This is a genomic window from Pseudomonas sp. WC2 (assembly GCF_050586545.1).
Classification (GTDB): domain Bacteria; phylum Pseudomonadota; class Gammaproteobacteria; order Pseudomonadales; family Pseudomonadaceae; genus Aquipseudomonas.
This window is the reverse complement of sequence record NZ_JBOBDR010000003.1, coordinates 230,657-242,457: the sequence shown is the minus strand read 5'-3', so window position 1 is coordinate 242,457 and position 11,801 is coordinate 230,657. Positions and strand designations below refer to the sequence as shown.

The following is an 11,801-nucleotide window of genomic DNA, read 5'->3' as shown; positions in this document are numbered from 1 at the left end:
CATTATCGAGAGGTGGATCAGGGCGCTATGTAGGGAAAATCCCTTTGCTTGTAGGAAAATTCCTAGCGCGGCTGTGCGATCAATAAGTCGTTGCCAAAAAAAACGCCCCGCCTTTGGCACCGCGCGAAATGGGCGATGGCAAAGGGGAGCGTCGGGAAAAACAGGTGGATTTTTGTTGGTGGATTTCAGCGGTAAGTCACGGTGAAACTCGCATGGCCATTGGCGGTGCCGGGCTGCGGCGTCGGGCCATCGCCGGTCTGGATATAACGGGCCTTTAGCGGCACTGAAGTCACGCCGTTGACGATGCGATTCAGGCGCACGGGCTGACCCAGATTCATCGGCGTGCCGTTGTCCTGCAACACCTGGATCGCCACGCCTTGAGCGGTCGAATCGCTCGACAGGCTCAAGACACCGTTGGCCGCGTCGAGGATGGTCGACGTCTTGTCGGCATCGATCTGAATATTGGCGAAGTTGCCGTTGAAGTAGCCGTTGGTGTTCGACGGGTAGTTGTTGCCGGCGATGCAGGCGTTGAGGGTAATGGCGAACGGCTGGGCCTGGGTGGTGGAGTTCTTGCCGTTGAATACGCGTTTTTCCCAGGTGCCCATCGGCACGTTGATCTGGTTGCCCGGTGCGGCCGGCAAAGAGCAACCGGCCAGGGTTACGGTGGCGGTGAAGGTCAGGTCGAACATTGGCCCCATGTCCGAAGTGCCAGTGGCGACCAGTTGATTGATGGTATGGGTGCCGGGCGCGATGTCACCGGTCTTGATCAGCGCGTAACGCATCATCGCCTGGTTCATGTTTGCCTGGCTGGCGGCGGTGCGATTCATGTTGAAGGGAATGAAGCGGTTGGGATTACCCGGTGGCGCAACCCACGCGGCGGCAAAACCGGTCATGTAAATGGCCAAGCCAATGCCGGGCACATTGGTCTGCAGCAAGGCATTGGCCGGCACATCCAGCACGTCCACCGGAATGTTTACCGCCACCGGACCGATCAGTGTCGTGTTGTAGGTGGCCGTGCCATAACACAGCAAGGTGTCACCGAAATTCAGCTGTCGCATGGTGCCGTTGGTGTTCAGCGTGGTGCCGATCGGTACGTCTCGCGGCGCGAATACCGCACCACCGGTGAGCGTCAACTGCTTGACCGTATTGTTGCCTGTCGCCCAGGTGCAAGCCGCCATCGCCGGCGCCGCCATTAGCATCAACGCCGTTGCGCCAAGACCGCCCAGCGTTCGTAACCTGATCTTCATGGTGTGTGCCCTCCTGAGAAGAAAACGGCCATTCAACGCAGGCTGACTGCATCTGGACGTTGTTGGCGTCGGCCAACGAAGGGCTGAATTATCAGGATTACAAGGGTCGCATCGAATAGCCGGATTCCCGCTGGCTTGTAGGAAATTTCCCAGAGATTTTCCCTGCCAGACAGGCGCCGACGCCCAGGGTGAGTGTCACCGCGTCGGCGTGGTAAACGGCTTCACCGCCCAGATCAAAGCCACCCAATCCGGCGCGCCAATGCGGCGGATGCGGAAGACCGTCAAAACGCCGAGCAGGAGGCGAGTGGCGGAGAGCCCGAGGATCATCGACAGCACAGTGGCGACGATTGGGGAGTTCTTTGTTGGGCCTCCCGTGGATTGGCGGCTGGGGGCGAGGGTGCTTTGGGCCGACCAGGTGGGGGTTGATGAGGCGGGGCGGACGACGTTGCGGTTTGTGTGGGGTTGGTTGTCGGGCGCGGAGGGGGGCGGGGAGTCGAGTTATGTTGAGGTGGTTGCGTAGCGATGGGGCATCTTGTGATTATCGCGTGCTGCACGGCACTGATCTTTCAATGCAAGGATGACTATGTCTGTAGATCTTGATGAGTTGCTGGAACGTGTCAGCGATGAGCAATCGTTCATCGAGTTCGTCGCGGCGCTGGGTGCTGATTTCTCCCGTGAGCGAGCGCTGGAGAGTTCCAGTGAGGCGGGGGCGTCGGACTGGGAAAATGGATCGGTCGATACGTTTCTTGATGCGGCGGCTGCTTGGGCGGTGGCTACTTCGAGGAATGCTCAGGCGGATGCCGCAGCTTCTAATGTCTGGCAGCGGTGTGCGGCGATTTTGTTGGCCGGGAAGTTTTATGAGTGAGGCTCGCAGATCATCCGCTTTAGGCCTGCACTTTTTTGATAAAAAAACGCCCAAGGGTTTGGCGTGTCCTGGATGGTTAGGACCGCGTACTGCCTTGCGCGAGATGGGGGCAGATTAGGTGGAGGCAACGTAGACGTCAACTGCTCGCCGCCACATCCCACGTCCGCATCACCTGCGTAATCGCCGCATCAATGCTCTCAATCGGCGTGTCATCCCGAGCAAGGATGGAAATCCCCTGCAGGAAGCTGTCGAACACGGTCGCCATGACGGCTGCGTTGGTATCGTCGGCTAACAGTCCTTCACTCACACCACGCTCAACACACGCAACAATCCCGGCGCGGGTTCGGGCGCGGGAGTGGGTGAGGGCTTGGGCGACGTGGGCGTTTTCCGGGCTCGGGGCGCTCATGACGCCGAGGGTGACCATGCAGCCTTTGGGGTGGCCGTCGTCGCATTGCATGCGGGCCGATTGGCGCAGGGCGGTTTCGATGGCTTGGCGCGGCGGCAGGGTTTCGTCCCACAGGCATTCGGTGACTTGGGCGTAGGTTGCCAGGTAACGCTGCACGCATTCGTCGAACAAGGACTCTTTGGAGCCGAACGCGGCGTAGAAGCTCGGCGCGGAAATGCCGCCGCCCAGTTCAGCCTTCAACTGTGCGAGGGACGTCGCGTCGTAGCCGTGTTGCCAGAACAATTGCATGGCCTGATCGACGGCGTCGTCGCGATCAAATGCGCGGGGGCGACCGGTTCTCGCCATCTCTGAAACTCCTCGGAAAGTGATTTGGATACTAGTCGATACATAAGTCGTTGACAACGGGTGTCCGGTGCCGCCATTGTTTTATATCGATCGGTATTTAAGTCTGACATTTTGCTCACAAGGAGTATCCCGTGACACCTTCATTGACTCTCTCGGCAGCGCCCAAACGCCTGCCCATCGGCGCGCTGCTCGCGCTGGCCATGACCGGTTTTATCTGCATCGTCACCGAAACCCTGCCCGCCGGGCTGTTGCCGCTGATCAGCGAAGGCTTGGCGATTTCGCCTTCGATGGCCGGGCAGATGGTCACCGCGTATGCGCTGGGCTCGGTGCTGGCGGTGATCCCGATGACCATCGCCACGCGCGGCTGGCGTCGGCGCAATGTGTTGCTGCTGACCATCGTTGGGTTTCTGCTGTTCAACTCGATCACGGCGCTGTCGTCGCACTATGGCGTGACGCTGGTGGCGCGCTTCTTCGCGGGCGTAGCGGCAGGGTTGGCGTGGAGTCTGTTGGCCGGGTATGCGCGGCGGATGGTCGAGCCGGATCAGCAAGGTAAGGCGTTGGCGCTGGCGATGGTGGGGACGCCGATTGCCTTGTCACTGGGCGTGCCGCTCGGCACTTGGCTGGGCGGCTTGGTCGGGTGGCGTACGACGTTCGGGTTGATGTCGGCCCTAACCTTGATGCTGATCGTTTGGGTGTTGGTGAAGGTGCCGGATTATCCGCCGCAGCCTGCGCATCAGCGTCTGTCGTTGCGTCGCGTATTGACCACGCCGGGTGTGCGGCCGGTGCTGGCGGTGGTGATCAGCTGGATGCTCGCGCACAACATTCTCTACACCTACATCGCCCCGTTTGTGGCGCCGGCGGGGTTGGCGGATCGCGTGGATCTGGTGTTGTTGGTGTTTGGTCTCGCGGCGTTGGCGGGGATCTGGTTGACCGCGAAACTGGTTGAGCCGCTGTTGCGCAAGACCGTGTTGGTGAGCTTGATGATGTTTGCTTTGGTGTCCGTGGGGTTTGGATTTTGGGGGCGTGTGCCCGAGGTGATTTACCTCGGCGTGTTGCTGTGGGGATTGAGTTTTGGTGGCGCGGCGACTTTATTGCAGACCGCGCTGGCGGATGCGGCGGGCGATGGCGCGGATGTGGCGTTGTCGTTGAATGTGGTGGCTTGGAACAGCGCGATTGCCGGCAGCGGCGTGGTCGGCGGGGTGTTGCTGGATCGGTGGGGAGTTGCATCGTTTCCGTGGGCGATGGTGGTGTTGGTCGCGGTCGGGTTTGTGATTGCCTGGAGTGCTCGGGCGCATGGGTTTAAAGCGGGCCCGCGTGGAGCGGGTGCGGGGGCTGTGCTTGGGCACTGAGGTTGGGTGTCAGGTTGATGTGTTTTTGATGGGCTGACGTCATCGCTGGCAACAACGAAACGCGAGATGCTCACGAAGTTCGGTTCGTTGCCGATATAAGGCAAAGCAAATTGAATATGGACGCATTTGATGGCTGATACGGCATGGAAGCAGACTTGCTTCGCTTCAATTATCACCGCGATTATCACCGCGATAGTGACCTTCGCTGGTACGGCTTACCTGCAAGGTCATCAGGATGATAGAGCCGACAAGGCGAGGTTTCTCGATGGGGCTCAGACAACCGCGCAGGAAACCAGTCGCCTGCTGGATAACGGCTACATCGCGCTCGGCAAACTATTGAAAGGAATGGATCAGAAGGGTTGGGAAGACTTCTCAAAAGGGCCGCTGGCCGAATACATGGAGTTCCGACGAGGCTGGCGCCAGCAGTTAATCGCCCAGCATTTCAAACTGTCGAGGTACTTCGGTAAGAAAGTCGCAAATGACCTCATTCGTATTGATGAGATCGGCATCCGGCCTACAGCCGATCTCACTTCTTCCAGTCCGTGCACTCCAGTCAGAGAGGTGAAAAACCTCGATATTGAGAAGCTGGCCGCAGAGATCGAGTGTTACGCACAATTTGTGACGATGAAGCAGGATGCAATCAATAGCGAACTGGACGCGAGTCAAACGGATGAAATGCTCGAAGCGCTTGATTCGAAATTAAGCCTGATGAATCAGACTAAACGACTGCTGCGCCACTATGACAAGACTTCAGTTGCCTACTTGAGGAACCTGGACGCCAGTTTGACAACGCTAGGCGCCTCGAACGTGACGGCTCTTTAGACGGCCGTCGCACTGCAAGTTCGCGGCCCGTCGGTTTACAGAAGCTTGTCGTCTTGTTGCCAGGACTGCTTAAGAAACTCGGCAACCATCGAAGCCACCTGCTGCTGAATCAATTCCCGTGGCCGCGCATTTTCACCATCGCCACAGATAATCCCGTCCCCCGGCACGTCCTCTTCCAGCAACGCCACCGCACCCGGTTTGCACATTTGCAGGAAGCTGAAATGGCTGGCGTCGCTGATCTCGACATAGCGCGTTGAAGCTTGGGGCAGGCGTTTGGCGAGGTTGGCGGACTCCAACTCCGCCGGCAGCTCCACCGACGGTACGCCGGCCGCGATCACCAGCGTCGGCACTGCCAGCGTCGCGAGGCTTGCATCCGTGAAGCCGCGCGAAAAACCCAGGTCCAACGACACCACAGCGGTGACGCGAATATCGCGCAAATCGCCCGCCAGGCCTTCTTTCAAATCAGCCGTGCTCGCCGGGGTGATGGTTTTGTAATGGATGCAACTGGCCAACTCTGGATGGACTTTGCAGTCGCGCGCAAACAGGTCCGGGTCGAAACGGGCGCCAGCGATTTCCATCGCCGTCCAGCCACCGAGCGAATGACCGACCACGGCGATTTGCCGTTTCGAGACCGCGCCGAACTTTTCAGGTTGCGTCGCAACGGCCTCAATCGCCCGGTGCAAATCGATGGGCCGCTGCCACAACTGCGCCGCTGCTTGCGGGCTGCGGTCATGGGTGGTGGTGCCGGGATGGTTGACCGCCGCAACGATGTAACCCTGATGGGCCAACGCGCTCGCCAGCCAACTCTGATTGCCCCAGTTGCCGCGATAACCGTGGGAGAGCACGACCAACGGGTGCTCGCCAGCGGTTGGTGGCGCGTTGCGCACGGCGGAAGCGCCGACGAAGACGACGTCATCGGCGATCAATTCGGGTGTGGCTGTGGTTGTGCTCGGGTACCAGACGACCATCTCCAGCGGACGCTCATTGTGCGGGTCGGGGAGGGTGGTGGATTGGAAGCCGAGGGTGTCAGCGAAAGTGTTGGCCGACAGGATGGCTAGAAGCAGGGTGCCGAGGGCAGTTTTCAATGTTGTTATCTTCCTTGAAAGCGGCAGGTGGAGTGACCTGCCATTAAAGCTCAAGTCCACAGGGGGGCATACTTTATTCAGAACCCGCCAAATCCTGAGAACCACGGAAACACCACATTGCCCCTGTGCCCCTTGTATTCGGCTTTCGCTTTGAGCTCTTTGCGGCAATAAAACCAACTGATGGCGGCGGGGATGAACAACAGATTGAGCATCCACTGAAACCCATTGCTCGATTGGAAAATCAGCGCCGCCAGCACATTGACCAGCACCAGTCCGATGATCAATTGGTTGTACCTGATGTGCCGATGTTTGATCGCAGCGAAGGTTTCCCAGTCGTCGATCAGCCAGTCGTGGGAGAAACTGTCGCAGTTGGGGCATTTGTGGGTGGGCGGGATGGTGTTCACGAGATGGAGACATTCGGGGCATCGAAATTTCATCGTGTAATCCGTTATCCGAGAAATACCAAGCGAGAGCCCGGCTAGGAGGGAGGTTAGCAGGGCACTTTCGGTTTTCCATTCTCGCGGCTGCGTACAGGGTCAGGCCTTGCCGAATCCTAATAACGAACGCAGTTTGCTTCCCCATTTACGCTCATAAAACGGTTTCACTTCCCTGAGAAAGTAATCACTCAGCCCCGGTTCCCCTTCGATCACCCGGCACAAATCAACCGGCCCGCCATCTGGCGCGGTGTCCCCGGCGACATTGCCCGCTTCGCGCATGACCCGATCAATATCGCCGTCCGCCTCGATACCCACGATCAGATGCGGTTTTTCGTCAACTGAGGTGTCGTGCATCAATGCCAGAAATGCGCGTTTCACATTGGAATGTTTGGCGAGTAGTTGCGTGAGTGTATTGACCATTTGGGATGGATATTCGGCGGGTTGGCCGAGCAGGACGTTGGTGTCTTTCTCGACCGTGCGCGTGGTGGCGGCTTGGCCAACGGCATCGGCGAGGAGGTTGCGCACTTCCTCCGGGAAGAATTCTTTGCCGTAGGGCGATTTCGGGTTGAGGAAGAGCAGGGCGCCGAGGGTGATTTCGAATAGCGATCTGGCAGGTATTTCGAGGTAGCTCTGCTCGCTGTCGATGGACTGTTGCAGTGTTTGCAGTGACGAGAAAAACGGGATGACCGGCGTGCCGTCAGGTTTTTGCCAATGGGCGATGCTGATGTTGCTGCCGGCTTCGAGATTGACGTGGCCGTCTGCCTCGCCGGCGGTGCCGAGGATGTACACGCTCGAGTTGAGCAGAGTGTTGAAAAACGCCGGGCGATGGGCGGGTTCGTTGGCGGCGAGTTTGAGGCTGGTTTCCAGCGGGTTTTCTGGTTGGGTTTCCATGATATTCATCCGTGACTCGGTCAAAAACAGGGCAAAGCGTAGATCAAATACATCGACACTGGTTCGACTGACGCCTTCGCGGGCAAGCCCGCTTCCACAGGGTTTTGTGTGGATCACAACATTCGAGTACAGCGCAGATCAATGTGGGAGCTTGCCCTGCAAGCGATGGCGGTGGGTCAGCCAACACATTCGGCGCAGTCAGTGATCGCCAGTAGGGGCAAGCGTCAGAGCAAACTCCACGAAACCCCGACGTAAACCCCCATCCCTTCACCCGGGGTCGACCGTGCGGCATCCAGGCCTTTGTCGTCATATCCCGGCGTGACCGTCGCCGCATAATGCTTGTTGGTCAAATTACGCATGTCTACCCAACCTTGCCAATCACCCTTCGGCGCGTTGTAGCCGAGGGTCGCGCCGAACAGGGCATAGGGATCGGCGTAGTAACTGTCCGCATAATCCACGGCAACTTTCGAAACCAGTTGCGTGTTCACCGCCGCGAAGAAGCCCTGCGGCCAGTCATAGCGCAACTCACCTTGGTAGTAGTGCATCGGCAACCCCGGCAAGCGGTTGTCGCCAAAGCGCTCATCATCGCGATAGTGGAAATCGCTGAAGGTATACGCCTGACGCAGGCTCAACTGACGGCCGTCGGCCGCCGACCAGAGTTTGCTGTTGAGGCTGGCTTCGACGCCTTGGTGCACGGTCGGGCTGGCGTTCAACTCATAAGGCGTGACGGCATTGGCATCGGGCAGCACCGAGAGCAATTCATGCCGAACCTCCGCGTAGTACCACGCCAGACTCCATTCGCCGACGGCGCTGTCGCCACGCCCACCCAGTTCCAGCGTGGTCGCGGTCTGGTTTTGCAGTTTGATCGGGTCTTTCTGCGTGCCGGTCGCGGCGCCATTGCCGGCAGGGAAACGCACGTTGGAGCTGTAGATCAGCGACCACGGGTGCGGCGCTTCCACCGAGCGGCTGAGGTTGCCGAACACTTGCAGGTCCGGGTTGATCTGGTAGCGCAGGCCGATGCGTGGCGCGTAGTCCCAGTCGTTCATGCTGGTTTTGCCGCCGCTTTGCGGGTAGGTCACGTCACTCTCGCGGCGGGTGTAGATGGCGGCGAGGCCAGTGGTCAGCCAGAGGTCGTTAGCGATTTCCAGGTCATTGCCAAAGTGCAGAACAGTGTCCGAACCCTGATAGGTGAAATCGCGCATGCGCGTGCCCGGGGCGTAACCGGCGGTGTTGCCAGACGGCACCCGGACGAATTCGCTAGCGCCGTCGTTGGGCAGGTGTTTGGTCACGCGCAGGCCGACGTTGCTGCGGCTTTCCATGCCGAAAATGGTGTCGCGGCGTTTGTAGTCGAACGTGCCGCTGACGTCGGTGTAGGCGACTTTCAAACGGTTCGGGCCTTCGCGCAGATCCATCGGGTAGTCGTGGTAGACGAGGCCGGTCTGAATGCTCGAATCGTCGTCGATGTACCAGGTGGTTTTGTTGCCGATGAAGGTGCTGCCCGGTTGCTTGCGGCTGTCGTCGCGCGCGACATAGGACGGATTCGCCGCACGGGGCGTGTGTTCGATGGAATGCTTGGTTACGCGGCCGGCGAGGTCGTTGTCGGTCTCGCGGTAGCGGATATAGAAGCGCGTTTCCAGATTCGGGTTGAAGCGATAGCCGAAGTTGGCGATCACCCCTTTGCTTTCGCTGGCGGTGTGATCCTGGTAGCCATCGGCGTTGGCGTCGGTCAGCGACACGTAGTAGTCGAAGTCGCCGAGCACTTGCCCGGAACTGACCTGACGCTGCTGATAACCGTGGCTGCCAGTGGCGTAGCGCACTTGCAATTTCGGCGCGTTGTAGCCGGTGTGGCTGACGTAATCGATGGCGCCGCCCAAGGCCACCGAGCCACGATCAAAGCCGTTGGCGCCGCGCAGCACTTCCACATGATCGACCCACAGCGGTTCGAGCAATTCGTATGGCGTGCCGCCGGGGCCGGTCAGCGGCAGGCCGTCGAGCATCGTGTACAGCCCCGACGCATGGGCGCCCGGCGCGCGGTTGATGCCCGAGCCGCGTACGGAAATCTTCACGCCTTCGTTGCCCGCCGATTGTGCATAGACGCCCGGCTGATAGGCCAGCACATCCTGATTGCTGGAGACGCGGCCCTGCAACGGTTGACGCATATCGACCACATTGGTGGCGCCGGGCACCTGATCGAGGCGCGCCTTGGCCTCTTCAATGCTCGCGTCCGAACCGCTGCGCTCATCCGCCGAAATCAGCACTTGCCCCAGTTCCAGACCTTGAGTCTCGGCCATCGCCGGGCAGGCGAGGGCCAGGCCCAGCAGGGCAGTGGGCAGGGATTTGGGCGACGGCATCGATAAAACTCCAGGCAGACAAGGGCGGGCAATGAACAGTGCGACGTAACAAAGAACGAAGGAAACACATAGCGATTTTGCTTTTTTGCCTGGCCCGCAAAGCTTGACGGGGATGGCTCGGAAAAACCTGAGGATCGCGGTTACACATTAACTACCCGGTTACACCTTGTGTCCGATGTATTCCCCGCACCAATTGATCAATTTACCGACTCAACTAGGGAAGGGATGGGTCAACGCATGGAATACGATTTTGACGAGACTGCCAACCATAACAATGAGCCGGGCTATGGACTGATTCCCAGCTATCACAGCACCACGCTGGACGCGCCGAACAATCAGGGTTTTCCGGTGTGGCAAATGACCGTCGATGCGCTGTTCGATGTCAGTGCGCTGGAGGCGAGGGCGTTTTCCGCCTCGATGACGGTGTATCACTTCAGTCGCTTTCTGTTTTGCAGCGGACGCGTCGATGACGCGCGTTACTGGCGCGATAAAACTCGCCTCGGCTGGTGCGACCTCGATCATTACCTGCTGCATCTGCCATTACAGAAAGGCCTGGTGTCGGGTAACGGACTGCGGGTGCGCGCACTGGATGTGGTGATGCTGGATCTGTCGCAACCTGCGCGGTTTCGCATGGCGGCCAGTGAAGGTGTGAGCCTGTTGATTCCTCGCACTGCGCTTGCGCCGCTCTTGCTCGACTCCGGTCAGTTGCATGGTCTGGTGCTGCGCCGGGAAACGCCATCGGGTGTCATCCTGGCGCGGTTGCTGTCATCGCTGGCGACGACGGCGCCGCAGTTGGCCATGGACGAGGCGTTGCGGTTGACGCTGCCGGTGCTGGGCATGGTCGCCGCGTGTTTGACTCAGGTCGCGGCACGCAAGGCGCCTCCGCCGCGATCCGGCAAGTTGAACCTCGCGCGCAAGGTTCGCCTGTACATAGAGCAGAACCTGTATCGGGAAAACCTCACCCCGGACGCACTCGCCAAGGAACTGGGTGTGTCGCGCAGCCAGCTCTATCGCGCGTTCGAAAAGTTTGGCGGGGTGCGCCACTATCTGCTGCAGCGACGCTTGCGCCAGTCGCTGTTCGCCCTGTGTGATCCCACCAATGTCACGCGGCGGATTGCCGATCTCGCCTACGACCATGGCTTCGTCGACGAAGCGCATTTCAGCCGTCTGTTCCGCAAGGCCTTCGGCCTGTCACCCCGTGCCGCCCGAGCGGCCATCCAGCGCGGCGATCTGCCCGGTTTCACCCGACTCATTCCCGACGACAGCCCTCTGCCCGCGCTCACGCATTGGGTCCGAGAGTTGACGACTGGCTGAGAGCGACCACGCCCGGACCGGTCTGTTTTACCCGGCAGCCATTTTGGGACGCACAGCCTGGTTTTTGGGACGCAGGCGTCAATACACGCTGCCGGGCCAGGCCTAACCTGAGCTCAACCCGACAACCCACCAGCTCCCGGATCGAGGGCATTTGCGGGCGGGCACTGGCATCTGACAAGGAGTTCTTTTGTGGCGAATCAATCTCTGCATCACCTCATCCATAGCATTGCCGGAGCCGTCGCCGAGGCACAGGACAAGATTCAGCGCTTTCAGATTTCCACCGTGCGCAAGTACTTCGATGAGGACAACCGTCCGGTGAGCATCGACGTCAGGCTGCCCTCGCAGGACGCCAACGCCGAGCAAGGCGATGAGCGCCTGGTGCGGGTGCCGTTGCTGTCTCTGGTGGGGTCACGGTTGTTGGCCGTCAAGGATATGGAAATCTCGTTTGAAGTGGGGCTTCACGCCGAGGAAACCCTGGCGCCGCCGGAGCAGCCGGCCGCCGAGGATGAGCAGGCGGCGAACTGGCCCACGGACACGCACAAACCTTTGAGCGTCGATCTTGGCGTTCGTCGCAATGGTGAAGGCGGGCCTTTGGCGCGCGTCACCCTCAGAGTCGAAACCCAGCCCTCGTCCGAGGGGATGGCTCGGCTGGTTCAAAACCTCGATAAATTGATCTGAGGTCAACAGGA

The 11,801-nt window shown here is 59.7% G+C and carries 11 protein-coding genes; 5 read left to right on the top strand and 6 right to left on the bottom strand.

Annotation, left to right across the window (positions count from 1 at the left end; genetic code table 11):
- Window positions 1-185: 185 nt before the first annotated feature.
- Window positions 186-1,247, bottom strand: a complete 1,062-nt coding sequence (locus ACQ4OE_RS05005) for a fimbrial protein (RefSeq protein WP_430945937.1) — start codon at window positions 1,245-1,247, stop codon at window positions 186-188.
- Between the two features lie 583 nt (window positions 1,248-1,830).
- Here ACQ4OE_RS05005 and ACQ4OE_RS05000 point away from each other — a divergent pair.
- The gene (locus ACQ4OE_RS05000) at window positions 1,831-2,112 is read left to right on the top strand and encodes a DUF7660 family protein (RefSeq protein ID WP_430945936.1); all 282 of its coding nucleotides are present in this window, start codon (window positions 1,831-1,833) and stop codon (window positions 2,110-2,112) included.
- Window positions 2,113-2,248: 136 nt separating this feature from the next.
- On the opposite strand, the gene ACQ4OE_RS04995 is transcribed toward ACQ4OE_RS05000, so the two are convergent.
- Entirely contained in the window at window positions 2,249-2,863 is a 615-nt protein-coding gene (locus ACQ4OE_RS04995; protein WP_430945935.1) for a TetR/AcrR family transcriptional regulator, read from the bottom strand.
- A 131-nt stretch (window positions 2,864-2,994) separates the two neighbouring features.
- Here ACQ4OE_RS04995 and ACQ4OE_RS04990 point away from each other — a divergent pair, with 131 nt between their 5' ends.
- Together ACQ4OE_RS04990 and ACQ4OE_RS04985 are read left to right on the top strand one after the other, a co-directional pair.
- Window positions 2,995-4,212 (top strand): MFS transporter, encoded by a 1,218-nt coding sequence (locus ACQ4OE_RS04990; protein ID WP_430945934.1) that lies wholly within the window; start codon window positions 2,995-2,997, stop codon window positions 4,210-4,212.
- Between the two features lie 129 nt (window positions 4,213-4,341).
- Window positions 4,342-5,034 (top strand): hypothetical protein, encoded by a 693-nt coding sequence (locus ACQ4OE_RS04985; RefSeq protein ID WP_430945933.1) that lies wholly within the window; start codon window positions 4,342-4,344, stop codon window positions 5,032-5,034.
- A 35-nt stretch (window positions 5,035-5,069) separates the two neighbouring features.
- Here the strand turns inward: ACQ4OE_RS04985 and ACQ4OE_RS04980 are convergent, their stop codons facing one another.
- From ACQ4OE_RS04980 to ACQ4OE_RS04965, 4 genes are all read right to left on the bottom strand, one after another.
- Window positions 5,070-6,119, bottom strand: coding sequence for an alpha/beta hydrolase family protein (locus tag ACQ4OE_RS04980; RefSeq protein ID WP_430945932.1), 1,050 nt, complete (start codon window positions 6,117-6,119; stop codon window positions 5,070-5,072).
- A gap of 77 nt (window positions 6,120-6,196) precedes the next feature.
- Window positions 6,197-6,523, bottom strand: coding sequence for a hypothetical protein (locus ACQ4OE_RS04975; RefSeq protein WP_430945931.1), 327 nt, complete (start codon window positions 6,521-6,523; stop codon window positions 6,197-6,199).
- A 132-nt stretch (window positions 6,524-6,655) separates the two neighbouring features.
- Window positions 6,656-7,447: an enhanced serine sensitivity protein SseB gene (gene sseB / locus ACQ4OE_RS04970; protein WP_430945930.1), complete on the bottom strand. Its 792-nt coding sequence runs from the start codon at window positions 7,445-7,447 to the stop codon at window positions 6,656-6,658.
- A 224-nt stretch (window positions 7,448-7,671) separates the two neighbouring features.
- Window positions 7,672-9,798, bottom strand: a complete 2,127-nt coding sequence (locus tag ACQ4OE_RS04965; RefSeq protein ID WP_430945929.1) for a TonB-dependent receptor family protein — start codon at window positions 9,796-9,798, stop codon at window positions 7,672-7,674.
- Between the two features lie 237 nt (window positions 9,799-10,035).
- Between ACQ4OE_RS04965 and ACQ4OE_RS04960 the strand changes: the two genes are divergently transcribed.
- Entirely contained in the window at window positions 10,036-11,112 is a 1,077-nt protein-coding gene (locus ACQ4OE_RS04960; RefSeq protein WP_430945928.1) for a helix-turn-helix domain-containing protein, read from the top strand.
- 189 nt (window positions 11,113-11,301) lie between these two features.
- Complete coding sequence (locus ACQ4OE_RS04955) at window positions 11,302-11,790, top strand: DUF2589 domain-containing protein (RefSeq protein WP_430945927.1); 489 nt, start codon at window positions 11,302-11,304, stop codon at window positions 11,788-11,790.
- The last annotated feature ends 11 nt before the right edge of the window (window positions 11,791-11,801 follow it).